The sequence below is a fragment of the Thermoactinospora rubra genome (assembly GCF_002093975.1).
Classification (GTDB): domain Bacteria; phylum Actinomycetota; class Actinomycetes; order Streptosporangiales; family Streptosporangiaceae; genus Nonomuraea; species Nonomuraea rubra_A.
Genome location: NZ_KZ084337.1, coordinates 77,675 through 94,268, shown reverse-complemented (window position 1 = coordinate 94,268; position 16,594 = coordinate 77,675). Strand labels below are relative to the sequence as shown.

General features: G+C 71.7%; 16 protein-coding genes. 7 read left to right on the top strand and 9 right to left on the bottom strand.

Annotation, left to right across the window (positions count from 1 at the left end; translation table 11 throughout):
• Window positions 1-59: 59 nt before the first annotated feature.
• Entirely contained in the window at window positions 60-683 is a 624-nt protein-coding gene (locus BSB02_RS15985) for a dihydrofolate reductase family protein (protein ID WP_084959632.1), read from the bottom strand.
• 159 nt (window positions 684-842) lie between these two features.
• Here BSB02_RS15985 and BSB02_RS15980 point away from each other — a divergent pair, with 159 nt between their 5' ends.
• Window positions 843-1,655: a class I SAM-dependent methyltransferase gene (locus BSB02_RS15980; protein ID WP_084959650.1), complete on the top strand. Its 813-nt coding sequence runs from the start codon at window positions 843-845 to the stop codon at window positions 1,653-1,655.
• A gap of 46 nt (window positions 1,656-1,701) precedes the next feature.
• Window positions 1,702-2,613: a tRNA (N6-threonylcarbamoyladenosine(37)-N6)-methyltransferase TrmO gene (tsaA, locus tag BSB02_RS42250; protein ID WP_240506449.1), complete on the top strand. Its 912-nt coding sequence runs from the start codon at window positions 1,702-1,704 to the stop codon at window positions 2,611-2,613.
• A 183-nt stretch (window positions 2,614-2,796) separates the two neighbouring features.
• Here the strand turns inward: tsaA and BSB02_RS15970 are convergent, their stop codons facing one another.
• Both BSB02_RS15970 and BSB02_RS15965 read right to left on the bottom strand, forming a co-directional pair.
• Window positions 2,797-3,411, bottom strand: coding sequence for a VOC family protein (locus BSB02_RS15970; RefSeq protein ID WP_084959630.1), 615 nt, complete (start codon window positions 3,409-3,411; stop codon window positions 2,797-2,799).
• Window positions 3,412-3,631: 220 nt separating this feature from the next.
• Window positions 3,632-4,996 carry a GH12 family glycosyl hydrolase domain-containing protein gene (locus BSB02_RS15965; RefSeq protein ID WP_084959628.1) on the bottom strand — a complete coding sequence of 455 codons (1,365 nt, stop codon included), beginning with the start codon at window positions 4,994-4,996 and terminating at the stop codon, window positions 3,632-3,634.
• A 299-nt stretch (window positions 4,997-5,295) separates the two neighbouring features.
• Here BSB02_RS15965 and BSB02_RS15960 point away from each other — a divergent pair, with 299 nt between their 5' ends.
• The 3 genes from BSB02_RS15960 to BSB02_RS15950 all read left to right on the top strand — a co-directional run bounded on the left by BSB02_RS15960 (window position 5,296) and on the right by BSB02_RS15950 (window position 9,870).
• Window positions 5,296-6,384, top strand: coding sequence for a lytic polysaccharide monooxygenase (locus BSB02_RS15960; protein ID WP_240506448.1), 1,089 nt, complete (start codon window positions 5,296-5,298; stop codon window positions 6,382-6,384).
• 226 nt (window positions 6,385-6,610) lie between these two features.
• The gene (locus BSB02_RS15955; protein ID WP_084959624.1) at window positions 6,611-7,120 is read left to right on the top strand and encodes a hypothetical protein; all 510 of its coding nucleotides are present in this window, start codon (window positions 6,611-6,613) and stop codon (window positions 7,118-7,120) included.
• Window positions 7,121-7,521: 401 nt separating this feature from the next.
• Window positions 7,522-9,870, top strand: coding sequence for a glycoside hydrolase family 6 protein (locus BSB02_RS15950; protein WP_206184716.1), 2,349 nt, complete (start codon window positions 7,522-7,524; stop codon window positions 9,868-9,870).
• Between the two features lie 44 nt (window positions 9,871-9,914).
• On the opposite strand, the gene BSB02_RS15945 is transcribed toward BSB02_RS15950, so the two are convergent.
• Window positions 9,915-10,370, bottom strand: a complete 456-nt coding sequence (locus BSB02_RS15945) for an anthrone oxygenase family protein (RefSeq protein WP_084959622.1) — start codon at window positions 10,368-10,370, stop codon at window positions 9,915-9,917.
• Window positions 10,352-11,158, bottom strand: a complete 807-nt coding sequence (locus BSB02_RS15940) for an NmrA family NAD(P)-binding protein (RefSeq protein ID WP_084959621.1) — start codon at window positions 11,156-11,158, stop codon at window positions 10,352-10,354. Before BSB02_RS15940 ends, BSB02_RS15945 begins: the two co-directional genes overlap by 19 nt.
• A gap of 76 nt (window positions 11,159-11,234) precedes the next feature.
• On the opposite strand from BSB02_RS15940, the gene BSB02_RS15935 reads away from it, so the two are divergent.
• Both BSB02_RS15935 and BSB02_RS15930 read left to right on the top strand, forming a co-directional pair.
• Window positions 11,235-12,152, top strand: coding sequence for an AraC family transcriptional regulator (locus tag BSB02_RS15935; RefSeq protein WP_084959619.1), 918 nt, complete (start codon window positions 11,235-11,237; stop codon window positions 12,150-12,152).
• Window positions 12,149-13,033 (top strand): GNAT family N-acetyltransferase, encoded by an 885-nt coding sequence (locus BSB02_RS15930; protein WP_084959617.1) that lies wholly within the window; start codon window positions 12,149-12,151, stop codon window positions 13,031-13,033. The genes BSB02_RS15935 and BSB02_RS15930 overlap by 4 nt, the downstream gene beginning before the upstream one ends.
• A gap of 11 nt (window positions 13,034-13,044) precedes the next feature.
• Here BSB02_RS15930 and BSB02_RS15925 read toward each other — a convergent pair whose 3' ends face one another.
• Genes BSB02_RS15925 through BSB02_RS15910 form a run of 4 tightly spaced genes read right to left on the bottom strand, consistent with a single transcriptional unit; the run spans window position 13,045 to window position 16,488 of the window.
• Window positions 13,045-14,259, bottom strand: a complete 1,215-nt coding sequence (locus BSB02_RS15925; protein WP_084959615.1) for an ABC transporter permease — start codon at window positions 14,257-14,259, stop codon at window positions 13,045-13,047.
• Window positions 14,256-14,924, bottom strand: a complete 669-nt coding sequence (locus BSB02_RS15920; RefSeq protein WP_084959613.1) for an ABC transporter ATP-binding protein — start codon at window positions 14,922-14,924, stop codon at window positions 14,256-14,258. Before BSB02_RS15920 ends, BSB02_RS15925 begins: the two co-directional genes overlap by 4 nt.
• Window positions 14,921-15,976: an efflux RND transporter periplasmic adaptor subunit gene (locus BSB02_RS15915; protein WP_084959611.1), complete on the bottom strand. Its 1,056-nt coding sequence runs from the start codon at window positions 15,974-15,976 to the stop codon at window positions 14,921-14,923. The genes BSB02_RS15920 and BSB02_RS15915 overlap by 4 nt, the downstream gene beginning before the upstream one ends.
• Window positions 15,973-16,488, bottom strand: a complete 516-nt coding sequence (locus BSB02_RS15910; RefSeq protein ID WP_084959610.1) for a hypothetical protein — start codon at window positions 16,486-16,488, stop codon at window positions 15,973-15,975. The genes BSB02_RS15915 and BSB02_RS15910 overlap by 4 nt, the downstream gene beginning before the upstream one ends.
• Window positions 16,489-16,594: the final 106 nt, after the last annotated feature.

Here is a 16,594-nt window from a genome sequence, read left to right as displayed (position 1 = left end):
CCAACTCGGCCGTACCGACCAAACCCTTCGTCAGCAGGCTCTCAGCCCCGGATGCCTTCCTAACCGCTGCGGTCGGCCGCGACCGGGTGGTAGCGCAGGTTCACCACCGCCGACGGATCGTCGCCGTTGAGGAGCTCGAGGCGGACGGGGGCGCCCCCGGGGTTGTCGAACAGCCGGACCCCGTCGCCGAGCAGCACCGGCGCGACGTGCAGGTCGATCTCGTCGATCAGTCCGCGCTCGAGGAGCTGCCGGCCGATCGTGGGCGAGAAGACCTCGAGGTTCTTGCCGCCGGCGGCCTCCAGCCCGATCCGGACCGCCTCGGCCACATCGCAGTTCAGGAACGTCGCGCCCGGAGCGGGCTGAGCGTCCTCAGGATGGTGCGTCAGGACGAAGAGCGGACCCTGCCACGCGCCGCCGTAGATGCTGCCGGGATCGGGGAAGGCGTCCCAGCCCTTCCGGCCGCCCAGCACGGCGCCGGTCGTCTCGGCATATTCCTCGATGAGGCCGGGGCGGGAGGAGAAACCCGTCATCCAGTCCATGGCATGGTCCGGTCCTGCCACGAACCCGTCCAGCGACATGGTGAAGTGCCAGAGCACCTTCCCCGCGGCGGTCTGCCGTTCCGTGTCCGGCAGCGACGGGGTGGGCGTGATGCCGATGCTCTCGGGGGTCCCTGCGCTGTCCATGACGTTCCTCTCGTCGGTCTCGTGCCTGAGTCGACCCGTCTCCTGCTCGGAACTCATCGCTGGGCCACCGGAATCTGCCCACCATGACGCCGGTCCGGCCAAGACGAATGCGAGCGCCATAGGCCGCTCAACGCGGCCGAAGATCGCTAGGCTGCGATGATGGAACGCACAAGCGACGGGCCCGAGATCTTCACACCGCGGCAACCTGACTGGGTCTCGCCCGCGACCCGGCCCGCGGATCCGGCCCAGGCGAACGACTACGACAGCTTCGCCGAGGCGTACTCGGCGGAAACCGAGAACAGCCTCCTGAACGCATACTTGGCGCGGCCCGCGATCCTGGCCCTCGCCGGGGACGTGGCCGGCCGCCGGATCCTGGACGCCGGGTGCGGCTCAGGCCCGCTGTCCGCCGCGCTACGCGACCGCGGCGCCGTCGTCACCGGCGTCGACGCCGGCGCCGGGATGCTGGCGCTGGCCAGGCGGCGGCTCGGTGACGACGCGGACCTGCACGTGGCCGACCTGCGTGATCCGCTGCCGTTCGCCGACGGCACGTTCGACGACGTGGTCGCGTCGCTGGTGCTGCACTACCTGGAGGACTGGGGGCCGACGCTGGCCGAGATGCGCCGCGTGCTCAGGCCCGGCGGCCAGCTGATCGCGTCGGTGAGCCATCCTTTCGTGGACCACCTGTGCCAGAGTCCTCCTCGGCCCAGCTATTTCGCGACCACCAGCAATACCGACGAGTGGACGTTCGGCGGGCGGTCCTTTCCGATGGTCTTCTGGCGCCGGCCGTTGCAGGCGATGACCGGCGCCTTCACCGCAGCGGGCTTCCGCCTTGCCGTCATCAGCGAGCCGCAGGTCGACCCGGCCGCCCGCGAGGTGTTCCCCGACGACTTCGATGACGTGTCGACCAAGCTCAGCTTCCTGTGCTTCGTCGTGGAGGTTCCGCCGTCGGCTGCCGCGGGCTCGGACGGCTAGCCAGGCGCCTCACTCAGGAATCGCCGTCGCCTGCACAATGGTCGCCGTGGACGAGAACACGCAGAGCGCAGAGTGGTGGGAGCGGCAAGCCGCCGCGCAAGTGGAATGGTGGCGGAAACGGACGGCAGGGCAGGTGGAGGAGACCCTCCGGCAGGACAACCTGATGTACGGCGGCCTGATCGGCATCGGGGTCGTCTTCGTCCAGCCGTTCCTGACGCCGGGAACCGCCCCCCTCGATCTGTCCGCCAAGATCTGCGTGATCGCGTTCTCGCTGGCCATCCCGCTTCTGGCCGCTCTTGTCGTACTGAACCGGCAGGAGACCTACCGGCGACGCGCGACGACGTCCGTTTTCGTGCGCGTGGCGAAAGGCTCGGCGCTCGGGCTCGGCTTCATCGGGGTGGTCGCCGGTTTCTGGCACATCATGATGATCGCCGGAGTGGTCGTCCTGGTCGGCGGGATCCTGGGTCTGGCCGTTCATTCGGTGGGCTTCGTCCGGGTGGAGGAGGAAGACGACGCCCAGACCACACATCGGGCCGGCTCACGGGACGGAGAAGTCATGACGTACGAGATTCTTCCCATCGGAGCCGTCGAGTCGCCGTTGACGGATCGCGCGAGCGCTCCGAAGCAGGGTGTGGAGGGCGCTCCCGAGGCTTGGCTGGCGTTCGACCCCGCCGTGGCCGATGGCATCCGTGATCTTACGGTGGGCGATGAGGTGTTCGTCCTCACGTGGCTGCACCTCGCCGACCGATCCGTGCTGGCCGTACATCCGCGCGACGATCCACGCAACCCGCTGACCGGTGTCTTCAGCACCCGTTCCGCCGACCGGCCCAACCCCGTCGGCCTGCACCGAGTCCGGGTGCTTGAGATCGACGGGCTTCGGGTGCGGGTGGCCGATCTCGAGGCCGTCGACGGCACCCCGATCGTCGACGTGAAACCGGTCCTGGACGCGACCCGCTAGGAAGTCCCGTGATCGCCGTCAGGAGGGCGGGCGCGCCAAGGCTCGCGATCGTTGTGTCCCGCTGAATGTGAGCCGTCTGATCGTTTGTCCCGCCCGCAACACCCGAAGGAGGCCCTCCAGTCCTGTCGATCCTGTACGGCGGGCCGCGACCTGGTGTGGCTCCCGGATCAGAAGCCTTTGCCGTTATAGGGAGGCCGCCTCCCACACGAAGCCGTCCGGGTCGGTGAAGGGCCCGGCGTCGCTGCCGATGACGAGCCGGTGCGATCCGGTGCCGTCGGAAGCGACGCCGGCGACCTTGGCCAGGGCACGACGCTTGTAGAGCGTCAGCTTGACGGGACTCGACGGATCGGCGAGCTCCACGTACCTGCGGCCGAAGCTCCTCGTCACGGTGAGGCCGCGGCCGACGTAGAACCGCTTGCTCGCGGCCACGTCCGCGACTCCCAGCTGGAGCACGACCTCGTCGATCCGCCGGGTGGCCGGGCCGGTGTCCTTCTTCGCCGAGGTGGCGACCGTCCAGATCGTCCCGTCCGGGGCCTGCACGACGCCGCCGTAGCCCCACAGCGACTTCGCGGCCGGCTTCAACGCCGTGGCGCCGGCGTCGAGGGCGGCGCCGATGAGGCCGTTGACGGTGGCCGGCTGGGACACGATGAGCGACATCGTGAACCCGCGGAAGCCGGTCGTCGGCGCCTCCGAGGCCCGCAGGCGCAGCCAGCTGTCCAACCCGAAGGCGGTGGAGTAGAAGCGCTTGGCGGCCTCGACGTCGGCCACCTCAAGGGTGACGAATTCGATGGTAGCCATGGCTGTCACGCTAGGTGCGGCCCGGTGATCCGCGCTTCTCGATTCCTGACGGCCTGCGGCCGGGCTTCCGGCCTGGGCCGGCCCTGTGGAAGACCGCCGACACGCTCCCGCGCGCCGCGTCGTCGGCGCGCGGGAGCGTCGAGGCGTTCCGGAAGCCGGGTGGCCGGCGAGGCGAGGCCGAGCACCGCTGCCCCGGCTCACCCGGCGACCGGAACCCGGATCAGCAGGTGTATCCAGATGGGAGCCGCGTGTCGCCGTTCGGACGGCTGGCCTGGAAGCCGAAGGACGCCTTCGCCCCGGGCGCCAGCGTGCCGTTGTAGGAGAGGTTGCGCGCCGTGACCGTGTCGCCGGACACCCTGACCTCGGCGCTCCAGTGTCCGGTGATCGTGTGCCCGGCGGGCAGCGTGAACGTGACGGTCCAGCCGTTCATGGTCGTGCTTCCCGCGTTGGTGACGGTCGCCTGGATGACGTAGCCGTTGCCCCACTGGCTCTGGGTGGCGGCGGTGACCTCGCATCCGCCGCCGCCTCCGCCGCTCTGCGTGGTCACGGTGACGGGGTCGGACGGCTGGGAACGGTTGCCCGCGCCGTCACGCGCCCGCACCTGGTAGCGGTACGTCGTCGCCGGAGTGAGACCGGAGTCCGTGAAAGAGGTCGTCGTGGAGGTGCCGACCTGGGTGAAGGCGCCCGATCCGGTGGCGCGGAGGATCTCATAACCGGCCAGCCCGCTGCCGCCGGTGTCCGTGGAGGCGTTCCACGACAGCGTCGCGCCCGTGGCCGTCACGTCGCTCGCCCGCAGGCCGGTCGGGGTGCTGGGCGGGGTGGTGTCGCCGCCGCCCGAGGTGGAGAAGCTGAAGGAGTTCACCGCCAGCCCCGCGCCGCCCACCCAGGGCTCGAACCCGGCCTGGACGCTGGTCAGGTACCAGGACCGCTGGCCGTACCCGCGAGCGACCACGTCGGCGTAGAAGGTGTCGACGGTGAAGTCGATCGACGTGGCCGGGCTGGTGCGCACGTAGGAGATGACGTTCCAGCCGATGTTGCCGAACCACACCTGCCAGGTGGCCCCGGCGAGGTTCACGGTGCCGACCTGGGAGCCGATGGGCTGGATGGAGCCCTGCTTGTTCAGCCAGATCATCAGCTCGGCGCCGGTGTTCTGGCCGTCGGTGCGCGGCGTCGGGTCGAACCACAGGTCGTAGGCGGCGTTGTAGGTGCCGCTGCTCGGATACGTCATGCTCACCGAGCTGCGCAGGGCGGCGAAGCCCGCGGCGTCGGCGCGCATGGGCAGGCCGCTGCCCGTGGTGCAGTTGCCGTAGTGGCAGCCCGCGAAGATCGAGGGGTAGGCGGCCGGGGCGCCGTTGGTGGGGTTGTTGTGGGCGGCCTGGGTGACGGTGAAGCCGCCGGCCTGGTTGACGTCGATGCACTGGGCGGTGTCGGCGCCCCAGACGTTGTTCTGGACGATGTAGCGGCCGTTCTGGATGGCGGTCGAGCCATACTTCTCGCAGATCACGGGCGCGGCGTGGGCCGGGACGGCCGTGGCGGCCGCCGTCGCGACGATCATGCCGAGCAGGGCCAGGATCGCTCTGATCATGCCCTCTTCCTTCCGTTGCCGGTGGACGGTTGGGAGCGCTCCCAGAAGCCGGAGTGTCGTCCTCGCCCCGGCCGTCCGCAAGCTCACGGCTCCCGCGCACCCGCGCCACCTGGGCGAACAGCCCCATGGTCGTGAAAGTTTCACAGCGGTTTGCCGACCCTGTGAAGGTCGTGTTTGACTGCGCTCACTCGTGCGGGGTCACCGCGAAGCGCCGGGCGGGCGGATCGTGAGTGCGGTACGGCATGCCGTACCAGACGCGGAAAGGCACATCCCCCGTGACCATGAGACTCCTTCGCCGCATGGTGTTACTGGCGGCGATGCTCATCGCGACCTGCGTCGTCGTCGGGCCGTCCCCGGCCCAGGCCCACGGCGTGACGATGTTCCCCGGCAGCCGGACGTTCCTGTGCTGGCAGGACGGCCTGCGGGAGAACGGGCAGATCATCCCCTACAACCCGGCCTGCGCGGCGGCGGTCGCGCAGAGCGGCACGACGCCGCTGTACAACTGGTTCGCCGTGCTGCGCTCCGACGGCGGCGGCCGGACCACCGGGTTCATCCCCGACGGGCAGATCTGCAGCGGCGGCACCGGCGGGCCGTACGACTTCACGCCCTACAACGCCGTGCGCAACGACTGGCCGCTGACCCACCTGACGGCGGGCAGGACCATCCAGGTACGGCACAGCAACTGGGCGGCGCACCCCGGCTCGTTCGTCGTCTACATCACCAAGAACGGCTGGAACCCCAACGCGCCGCTGAGGTGGGCCGACCTGGAGTCCATCGGCAGCGTGGCCAACCCGCCGCAGTCGGGCGGGCCGGGCGAGCTGAACTACTACTACTGGAACCTCCAGCTGCCCTCCGGCAAGACCGGCCGCCACATCATCTTCATCCACTGGATCAGGTCCGACAGCCAGGAGAACTTCTACAGCTGCTCCGACGTGGTCTTCGACGGCGGCAACGGCGAGGTGACCGGCGTGGGCCCGGGCGGCTCGACCCCGTCGCCGTCCGTCACCCCGACGTCGACCCCGACCTCCACCCCCACCTCGACGCCCACGTCGACGCCGACCGCCACGCCGACGGGCGCGGGCTGCACCGCGACGTGGCGCACCGTCCCGACCACCGGCTGGCCGGGCCACTTCCAGGCCGAGGTGACCGTACGCAACACCGGGGCGGCGGCGATCAACGGCTGGACGGTCCGCTGGACCTACACCGGCGGCCAGGGCTTCGAGGGCGCCCCGTGGAACGGCGTGCTCGTCGGCCAGCCGCCGGAGGTCGCCGTGCGCAACGCCTCCTACAACGGCCAGCTGGCCCCGAACGCCAGCACGACGTTCGGCTTCAACGCCACCGGCACGGCGCCGTCCACGCCGCCGGCGCTCACCTGCTCGAGCCCGTGATCCCCGTGCCGGGGCGTGCTCGCCCGCGCCCCGGCCGCCCGGGCTTGAGCCCCGCACGCCGGTGGGTCCGCTGGGGGATCCCGGGCCCACCGGCCGGGGCGCCCCGGCGCCCCGGAAGCCGTCTGGCCCGGAGCCCGTCTGTCCCGGAACCCGTGGAACCTCCGGGAACCCGTGGAGGCGATCGCCCCGATACCCGACCCGAACGACGAGCGGAAAGGCGGTCCACATGACCAAAGTCCGCGCCGGCCTCATCCTGGCGCTCCTCGTCGCCGCCGGATGCGTGCTGGTGGCGCTGACGCGGGAGGGCGACCAGGAGCGCGTGCGCCGCCAGCTGGCCGACCGCGTGACGGCGGTCCTCGAGAACGCCTCGCTCGCCGAGCACCACGCGCACGGCCACGGCTTCACCGAGAAGGACGGCCGGATCGTCTGCGCGGTGGAGGTCTTCGGCACCGACCCCGCCGACGTGGCGAGCGTCGCCGAGGTGGAGTGGGTCTACGCGCACCACATGTGCGCGGTGACGGGCGCGGGCGGCACGTGGGCGCGCTCGGTGCGCGCGGCCGGGCCGCTGGCCGTACGGCTGGGCCATCATCCGCAGGTACGGCTCCCGCGCTCGGGCGCGAACTACCGCGAGGAGATCGCCCGCATCATCCCCCGGCGCTACCACGAGCGGGCGTTCGAGGGCTTCGCCGACACCGGCGTGATCGAGGCGGCGCGGCGGCGGTTCGGCGACCGCTGACAGGCGCCCGCTGACAGGCGCCCGCTGACAGGCGCCCGCTGACAGGCGCCCGCTGACAGGCGACCGCTGACAGGCGTGTCCGGCCGGGGAGCCGAAGCCCCCGGCCGGCATCCGGGCGGGATGGATTGCCAAGACAACGAGGTGCGGGTCACCGAGTCGACGGCCTCACCTCCTTCGTCCACAACGCGGCCGTGACGGCTCGCCAAAAGCCGGGAGCGCTCCCACCAAGAGAGCCACCCAACCGGCCCCGCTGTCAACATGCTTGAAACTTTCAACAACCTCGCGGGCATCTTCCCAGCATGCAGCCTGGAGCCCTCACTCGAACCTGGACACCCCTGTGAGTCCCGCCCACTATGGGAGCGCTCCCAACCATTCCCGTTCTCCACTGGAGGGGATGACCCGTGACACAGCATCGCGGCCTGCGCAGATGGGCCGTGACCGCGGCCACCGCCTGCGTGGCGGCCCTCGGTCTCGTGGGCGGGACGTCCGGCACGGCGCACGCCGCCGTCGCCTGCGACGTCACCTATACGGCCAACTCCTGGACCTCGAGCCCGGGCCAGGGCGGCTTCACCGCCAACATCACGCTCAAGAACCTCGGCGACCCGCTCAACGGCTGGACGCTCACCTTCGACTTCCCGACGAGCGGCCAGCGGTACACCCCCGCCGGCTGGGGCGCCGAGTGGAGCCAGTCGGGCACCACCATGACCGGCCGGAACATGCCGTGGAACGGCACCCTGGCCACCGGCGCCTCCACCAGCATCGGCTTCAACGGCACCTGGACCGGCAGCAACCCCAACCCGACCTCGTTCAAGGTGAACGGCACGACCTGCGGCGGCACCCAGGAGACCCCGTCGGTGGTCGTGTCGGCCAGCTCCGTGGCCGTCAATGAGGGCGGCACCGCGACCTTCACGGTCAAGCTCTCCTCCGCCCCGGCCGCCAACGTCACGGTCGTCACCACCCGCAACAGCGGCGACGCCGACCTGTCGGTGAGCTCCGGAGGCTCGCTCACCTTCACCCCCAGCAACTGGAACACCGCCCAGACCGTCACCCTGGCCGCCGCGCAGGACTCCGACACCACGGCGGGCACCGCCGCGTTCACCGTCGGCGGCGCGGGCGTCACCTCCGCCACGGTCAACGCCACCGAGGTCGACGACGACAGCACGCAGGAGCAGGCGATCGTGGTCACGCCCACCTCGATCGTCGTCCCCGAGGGCGGCACCGCCACCTACGGGGTCAAGCTGGCCGCCAGGCCGTCCGCCAACGTGACGGTCACCTCCACGGCGGGCAGCGGCGACGCCGACCTGACGATCAGGTCCGGCGCCTCGCTGACGTTCACCCCGGACAACTGGAACACCGCGCAGAACGTGACGGTCGGCGCGGCCGAGGACTCCGACACCACCGCCGGCACCCGGACCTTCTCCGTCGCCTCCACCGGCCTGACCGCCAAGTCGGTCACCGCGACCGAGGCCGACAACGACGGCAACCCGGGCGGCGGCCACGTGGAGAACCCGTACGCCGGGGCCACCGGGTACGTGAACCCGCTCTGGTCGGCCAGGGCGGCCGCCGAGCCGGGCGGCGCCGCGGTGGCCAACACCTCCACCGCGGTGTGGATGGACCGCATCGCCGCCATCGCCGGGCCGAGCGGCGGCATGGGCCTGCGCGCCCACATGGACGAGGCCGTACGGCAGGACGCCGCCAACGGCGCCGCACCGCTGACGATCCAGGTCGTCATCTACAACCTGCCCAACCGCGACTGCTCGGCCCTGGCCTCCAACGGCGAGCTGCTCATCGCGCAGAACGGCTTCGCCCGCTACCAGAACGAGTACATCAACCCGATCGCCGACATCCTGGACGACCCGCAGTACGCCAACCTGCGCATCGTCACGATCATCGAGCCCGACTCGCTGCCCAACCTGGTCACCAACATCAACTCCTTCGAGAAGTGCCGTGAGGCCAACGGCCCGGGCGGCTACGTCGACGGCGTGCGGTACGCGCTCAACAAGCTCCACGCGATCCCCAACGTCTACACCTACGTGGACGCCGCTCACCACGCCTGGCTGGGCTGGGACAGCAACTTCGGCCCCGCGGTGAACCTCTTCTACAACACCGTGTCCGGCACCACGGCGGGCGTGGACAGCGTGGACGGCTTCATCGTCAACACCGCGAACTACTCCGCGACGAAGGAGCCGTACTTCACGATCAACACCACGGTCAACGGCGTCTCGGTGCGCCAGTCCAAGTGGGTGGACTGGAACTGGTACGTCGATGAGACGTCCTTCGCCCTGGCCCTGCGCGACGCCCTCGTCGCCAAGGGCTTCCGCCAGGGGCTGGGCATGCTGATCGACACCTCGCGCAACGGCTGGGGCGGCGCCGCCCGGCCCACCGGCCCGAGCACCAAGACCGACATCAACCAGTTCGTCAACGAGTCGCGGATCGACCGCCGCATCCACGCCGGCAACTGGTGCAACCAGAGCGGCGCGGGCATCGGCGAGCGGCCCAGGGCCAACCCCGAGCCGGGCCTGGACGCCTACGTGTGGATCAAGCCGCCGGGCGAGTCCGACGGCGCGAGCAGGGACATCCCGAACGACGAGGGCAAGAAGTTCGACCGGATGTGCGACCCGACCTACCAGGGCAACCAGCTCAACGGCAACAACCCGACCGGCGCGCTGCCCGACGCGCCGCTGTCCGGCCAGTGGTTCTCCGCCCAGTTCCAGGAGCTGGTGCGCAACGCCTACCCGCCGTTGAACTGACGCTCCCGTGAGAGCCGGTGAGCGGTACGGCCCGGCCGTACCGCTCACCAGGCCAGCAGCCCGATCCCGACCAGCACCACGCTGGCCAGGCTGAACACCGCACGCGCCGTGTTCCACCTGGTCCAGCGTGGTGCGTAGGCGCTCCAGGGCATGGTCCCCGCGTCGAGGGCGTTGTTCATCGGCACGTTCACGATCATCGTCACGAGGAACGAGCCGACGGCGTTCACCCCGGCGGCCAGGAAGAGCCACAGCGGGTTGCGGCCCGCCAGGAGCATGAACACACCCGCCAAGACGGCCAGGACCGGCGTGCCCATGAGCGCCAGGAACAGCCACGGATTGATGATCTTCCGGTTGACGCTTCGCATGGCGGCCTCGGCGTCGGCGGGTGCGACACCGCTCAGGCCCGGCATCACCGACATGGAGAACGCGTAGTACAGCCCGGCCAGCGCGGCCCCGGTGACGAGGGCCGCGAAGGCGGCGATCAGCGCGAGGGTTTCCATGTCGCCTCCACGTAGTCGGAGAAGTCGCGGGGCGGCCTGCCCAGCGCCCGTTGGACGCCGTCGGCCAGGCTCTCGTTCCGCCCGTCGAGGACCTGGGTGAGTAGGTCCGTCAGCAGCTTGGCCTCCTCGGGGGGCATGCCGTACTGCTGGAGCATGTCGACGTAGTCTTCGGGCTCCATCGGACGGTAGCGGATCGGCCTGCCAGTGACCGCAGCGATCTCCGCGGTCACGTCGGTGAAGGTGAGCAGCCTCGGTCCGGTGAGCTCATACAGCTCGCCCACGTGCCGGTCCTCGGTGAGAGCCGCCACCGCGACGTCGGCGATGTCCTCGGCGTCCACGAACGGCTCGGCCACCTCGTCGGCCGGCAGCGCGAGTTCCCCACCGGCGATCATGTCGGCGAAGGCGCCCTCGCTGAAGTTCTGGTTGAAGAAGGCGCACCGCAGGATGGTCCACTCCAGCCCTGACCGCTGGACGGTCCGCTCACTGACGGCGGCCTGCTCCTCGCCGCGGCCGGACACCAGGACCAGCCGCCGCACGCCGCTGTCAGCGGCCAGGCGGGTGAGTTCCCGGATGGCTTCCGCGGCTCCCGGGAAGGTGATGTCGGGCTGGTAGGCCACGTGGGCCGCGGTCACGCCCCGGAGCGCGGCTGGCCAGGTGGCCCGGTCGTTCCAGTCGAAGGGGATCTCGGTGGAGCGGGAGACGGCCCGCACGGGCAGGCCACGCTCGGTCAGGCGGGTCACGACGCGGCCGCCGGTCTTGCCGGAGCCGCCGATCACGAGGAAGGTCATGGCCTCAGTCAACCGGCGACCCCGTGAGACTCTCCATAGTTGAGAGGCTCACCCGCATGTCCTATCGTCTAACGTCGTGGACGCGTTCACCGGCCTGCTCGACGGGCCCCGCGCCCGCGGCGCGTTCCTCCTGCGGGCGCTGCTGGACCCGCCGTGGTCGATCCGCGTGCAGGACGAGGCGCCGCTGAGCGTGGTGATCATGCTGCGGGGCGACGCGTGGATCCTGCCCGACGTACGGCTCCGCCAGGGCGACATCGCGATCACCCGCGGCCCCGACGCCTTCACCTTCTGCGACGACCCCGCCACGCCCGTCCAGATCGTCGTCGACCCCGGCCAGCACTGCCGCACGCCCGACGGCCGGCCGCTGAGCGAGGAGCTGGGCCTGGGCCTGCGTACCTGGGGCACCTCGGTCAAGGGGTCGGTGTGCATGCTGATCGGCACCTACCAGCTGGACTCGGAGGTGAGCAGGCGGCTGCTGCGGACGCTGCCGCCGCTGCTGATCTCGCGCGGGGTGGACAGCCCGCTCATCGCGCTGCTCGACCAGGAGATCGACAAGGACGAGCCGGGCCAGGAGGTCGTCCTGGACCGGCTGCTCGACCTGCTGGTCATCGCCGTGCTGCGCGGCTGGTTCGCCGAGCGGGGCGACAGGTGGTACCTGGCCTTCGGCGATCCGGTGGTGGGCCGGGCGCTGCGGCTGCTGCACAACGACCCCGCGCACCCGTGGACCGTCGCCTCCCTCGCCGAGCGGGTGGGCGTCTCGCGCGCCACCCTCGCCCGGGCGTTCACCCGGCTGGTGGGCGAGCCGCCGATGTCCTACCTCACCGACTGGCGGCTGACGCTGGCCGCCGACCTGCTGCGCGAGCCGGGCGCGACCGTCGGCGCGGTGGCCAGGAAGGTCGGCTACGCCACCCCGTTCGCGCTCAGCGCCGCCTTCAAGCGGGCGCGCGGCCTCAGCCCGCAGGAGTACCGCACCCGCGAGAAGATCTCCCCGTGAAGGGACGCCCCTACCGCGAGGAGGACCTGCCCGGTCTCATGGCGGCGATGGCCGCTTGGATCGCCGCGGCCGGCCGGTGCGCCTACGACCACGTCGGCGAGCTGGCCCACCGTATCCACCAGATCCACCGTATCCACCAGATCCACCAGATCCACCGGAGCCCGCCGGCCGGCGAGCCGGTCCAGGTGTGGGAGGACGCCTCCGGCCTGGCCGGGGTGACGATCTCGGGGCGCTTCGGCAACGCCTTCGACGTGTTCGCCGCGCCCCGGGTCCGCGGCGGCGAGGCGGAGGAGAGGATGATCGAGGCGGCCGCCGAGGCCACCGCGCGGGGGACGCGGGAGCCGTACCTGCTCACCGACGTCTTCGACTGCGAGCGGACCCGCATGGAGGTGCTGGAGCGGCTCGGCTTCGCGCGGTTCCGGGTGTGGGACCACGTCAACGAGCGGCCCCTCGCCGAGCCGGTGGCCGAGCCGGTCGTGCCCGGCGGGTTCACGGTACGCGCGGCCACCGCGGCCGACGCCGGCGGGCTCGACGCCGCGCACGCCGCCGCCTTCGGGGAGGGCTGGACGTTCAGGGCGGACTCGCCGGGGCGCCCGAGCGTCGTCCAGGCGCCCGACGGGCGGATCGCCGCGTTCGCCGTCGCCTGGACCGACCCGGTCAACCGCGCCGGCCACTTCGAGCCGGTCGGGACGCACCCCGCCTTCCAGCGGCGCGGCCTGGCCCGCGCCGCCATGCTGCACGCCATGCGCGGGATGCGCGAGGCCGGGATGGAGACGGTCACGGTCAACCACGACGCCGAGAACCGGCCCGCCGCCAGGCTCTACCGCTCGCTCGGCTTCGCCGTGACCCACGAGACGTACGGCTACCGCCGCCCGCGGTAGCCGTACGCCCCTCAGGTCGTCGCCAGGGCCACGGTCGGCGACATGCGGGCGGCCCGCATGGCCGGGTAGATCCCGGCGATCGTGCCGATGACCAGCGTGGCCCCCACGGCGCCGCCGATCGCCCACGGCGGCACGACGGGCGGCCAGTCGCGGGAGACGGCGTAGGCGACGGTGGCGAGCGCGCCGAGCACGGCTCCCACCACGCCGCCCAGGCCCGACAGCAGCAGCGACTCGGCCAGGAACTGCAGGCGCACCTGTCCCCGGGTGGCGCCGAGCGCCCGCCGCAGGCCGATCTCCTTGCGGCGCTCCAGCACCGAGATGACCATCGTGTTGGCCACGCCCACGCCGCCGACGAGCAGCGCGACCGCGCCGAGGCCGAGCAGCAGGTTCGTGAACGCGCCGGCCGCCGCGGCGCGCGCCGCGAGGGCGTCGGAGGGCCTGCTGACCTGCACCTCGTTGGGGTTCTCCGGGTTGACCGTGCGGGCCAGGACGCCGCGGACGGCCTCCACGGACTCCTCGGTGGACCGCTCGTAGATCGTCGTCGGGTGGCCGTCGAAGCCCAGGTACTCCTCCGCGGCCGGGAAGCCGACCAGCGCGGACCGCTCGATCTCCGGGGCCAGCGGCATCGGGCCCAGGATGCCGATCACGGTGAACCAGCGGTCCCCCAGCCACACCCGCACCCCGGTCCTGGTGATGCCCAGCCGCTTGGCCGCCTCGGCGCCGAGGACGACGGCGGGCCGGCGTTCGGTGGCGGCGTTCAGCCACGTGCCGCTGACCACCTGGCCCTCCAGCGTGGTCAGCAGCTCGGTGGTGGCGGCCTGGACCGCGATGCCGCCGGTGACCGCCTCGGGGATGTGGTCGGTGCGGCGGATCGTGGCGTCCACCGTGCCGGTGGCCGAGGCCGTCTTGACCGGGCCGATCCGCTTGACCATCTCCAGGGCGCTCGTGGGCAGCTTGGCCTCCTCGCCGAACAGCGTGGTGCCGGGCGCGACCGTCAGCAGGTTGGTGCCGAGCCGGTCGAGCTGGCGCAGCAGCTGCTCGCGCGAGGACGACGAGATCCCGATCACCGCGATCATGGTCGCGATGCCGATCGCGATGCCCAGGGCGGACAGCACGACCCGGGTGGGGCGGGCGCGCAGTCCCGCCGCGCCCACCCGCAGCACGTCGGCGGCGCTGAGCCGGGCGGGCCGCATCCGGGCGCCCGCCGCGGTCGTCGCGGTCGTCATACGATCCTCCCGTCCCGGACCCGGATCTGGCGCGGGCACCATCCGGCGATCTCGTTGTCGTGCGTGATGATCGCCACCGTGGTGCCGGACTGGTGCAGCTCGCTCAGGATCCGCAGCACCTCGGCCCCGGACGCGGAGTCGAGGTTGCCGGTGGGCTCGTCGGCCAGCAGCAGCGGCGGGTCGCCCAGCACGGCCCGGGCCACCGCCACCCGCTGCTGCTCGCCGCCCGACAGCTGGAAGGGCTTGTGGTCCAGCCGGTGGCCCAGCCCGACCCTGGTCAGCGCCTTGGCCGCGCGCTCCCGGCGTTCCTTCAACGGCACGCCCGCATACAGCAGGCCGTCGGCCACGTTGTCCAGCGCGCTCACCCCCGGCGCGAGGTTGAACTGCTGGAAGACGAAGCCCAGGTGGCGAGCGCGCAACGCCGACAGCTCCCGGTCGGACATCTGGGCCACGTCGTGCCCGGCGATGCGCACCGTGCCGCTCGTCGGCTTGTCCAGCGTGCCGATGAGGTGCAGCAGGGTCGACTTGCCCGATCCCGACGGCCCCACGATCGCCACCAGCTCGCCCTGCTCGATCGTGAGGTCCACGCCGCGCAGCGCGTGCACGTGCCCGTTGTAGACCTTCGTCACCGCTCGCAGCTCCGCGACGCTCGTGCCCGCGCTCATCCGGCCGGCACCCCGACCTTCATGCCCTCGCTCAGCCCCTGGCCCTCGACGGCCACCCGGCCGCTGCCGAACGCGCCGAGCTCGACCGGCACGATGCGGGTGCGGCCGCCCTCCACGACCTCGACGCCGAAGCCGCCCTCCCGCAGCGCGAGCAGGGCCTCCACGGGCACCGACAGGACGTTCTCGTGCCGCTCGCTCTCCAGCTCGACCTCGACGGGGGCGTGGTCGAGCCGGGTCTTTGGCCGCTTGTCGAGGGTGATCTCGACGTCGATCGTGGTCGACTCCTCCTCGCGGCTGCCGCTGGTCTCGGCCACCTTGCCGACCTCGGTGATGCGGCCCGCGACCTGCTCGCCTCCCGGCAGCTCGACGCTCACCTTCGCGCCCTCGCGCGCCAGCGCCTGATCCTCGGCGTCCAGGTCGACGTGGATCCGCAGGTCCGTGCCGCTGACCGTGAGGACCTGCTGCCCGGGCCGTACCTTGTCGCCCACCTCGGCCTTGACCTCCTTGACGCGGACGGCGGAGGGCAGGAACACCACCTGCGCGGCGGTGATCCGGCCGGTCTCCGCCAGCCCGCGGTCCTCCTGCCACTCCAGGACGGCGGCGTAGGTGGCGTAGCTGAAGTGGTCGTCCACGTCCAGGTCGTCGCCGTAGCCGAGGGCCTTGAGGTTGCGCTCCAGCTGCGTGACGTCGGGGCCGTCGGACACGCCCCAGTACAGGTCGCGGTAGAGGGGCAGCGTGCCGTACATCAGCGTGACCGGCTCGCGGTCGACCTTGAGCAGCGAGCGGCCGCGCCTGACGACCGCGCCCTGCTCCGGCGCCCAGGTGACCGTCCCGGAGGTCTCCGCGGCCACCCGCCGCTCGTCGGAGTAGGTCAGCGTGCCGTCGACGGTCTTGGTGTCGACCAGGTCCTCCCTGGTCACCTCGGCCGTGGCGAGCGGCCGCGCCGGCGAGGGGGTGGCGGCGTCCGTGCCGCTGTCCTGGAGGAGTACGGCTGCCGCCGCGCCCGCCCCCACGACGACGATCGCCGCGGCGGCGGCCAGGCCGCGCCTCACCCCTTCCTCCCCGGCGCGAACTCCTTGCAGGCCTCCTCCGCCGCCTTCATCTTGCTCTCCATGCCGGGCCTGACCTTGATCTGGAGGCCCTTGCCCGGCTGGGGGTCGTCGATGTCGATGCCGTGCTGGCGCAGGCACTGGGCGTACTTGACCATCTGGTCGTACGCCTTGGGGTCGTTGCGGCCCATCTCGCCCATGGCGCCCTGGAGGTGCTTCTCGCAGGCCTTCTGGGCCTCCTCCATCTTGGCCTGGTCGCCCTGGCGGCCTCTGAACATGAAGCGGCCGCTCTCGTCGGGGTCGGGCATGTCGATCCCGTGCTCGCGCATGCACTGGGCGAACTTCAGCGCCGCGTCGCGGGGATCGGCCGAGGTGGAGGCGGAGGGGGAGGCGGTGGGATCGGCGGTGCCGCCGCCGGCGCTGGCGATGCCGTCGCCCTGGGGGGCGCCGGCGCCGCACGCGGTGATCGTCATGGCCAGCGCGAGGGCCGGCAGGAGCCTGGTCGTCGTCTTCATGGGGGACACTTCAGCGGGCGCGGTGCTAAACACGGGTAAGCGGTGCCGGCTCATGGGGCATGCCCGCTTATCCGGGTCTAACGCCTGCTCGGCGAGGCTTGCCGGT

Bases quoted from the DNA above. Each gene is read 5' to 3' on its own strand.
- BSB02_RS15955 (WP_084959624.1), top strand. From the start codon at position 6,611: ATGACCAAAGTCCGCGCCGGCCTCATCCTGGCGCTCCTCGTCGCCGCC.
- BSB02_RS15925 (WP_084959615.1), bottom strand. From the start codon at position 14,259: ATGACGACCGCGACGACCGCGGCGGGCGCCCGGATGCGGCCCGCCCGG.
- BSB02_RS15945 (WP_084959622.1), bottom strand. From the start codon at position 10,370: ATGGAAACCCTCGCGCTGATCGCCGCCTTCGCGGCCCTCGTCACCGGG.
- BSB02_RS15980 (WP_084959650.1), top strand. From the start codon at position 843: ATGGAACGCACAAGCGACGGGCCCGAGATCTTCACACCGCGGCAACCT.
- BSB02_RS15910 (WP_084959610.1), bottom strand. From the start codon at position 16,488: ATGAAGACGACGACCAGGCTCCTGCCGGCCCTCGCGCTGGCCATGACG.
- BSB02_RS15985 (WP_084959632.1), bottom strand. From the start codon at position 683: ATGGACAGCGCAGGGACCCCCGAGAGCATCGGCATCACGCCCACCCCG.
- BSB02_RS15920 (WP_084959613.1), bottom strand. From the start codon at position 14,924: ATGAGCGCGGGCACGAGCGTCGCGGAGCTGCGAGCGGTGACGAAGGTC.
- BSB02_RS15965 (WP_084959628.1), bottom strand. From the start codon at position 4,996: ATGATCAGAGCGATCCTGGCCCTGCTCGGCATGATCGTCGCGACGGCG.
- BSB02_RS15960 (WP_240506448.1), top strand. From the start codon at position 5,296: ATGGTGTTACTGGCGGCGATGCTCATCGCGACCTGCGTCGTCGTCGGG.
- BSB02_RS15940 (WP_084959621.1), bottom strand. From the start codon at position 11,158: ATGACCTTCCTCGTGATCGGCGGCTCCGGCAAGACCGGCGGCCGCGTC.
- BSB02_RS15970 (WP_084959630.1), bottom strand. From the start codon at position 3,411: ATGGCTACCATCGAATTCGTCACCCTTGAGGTGGCCGACGTCGAGGCC.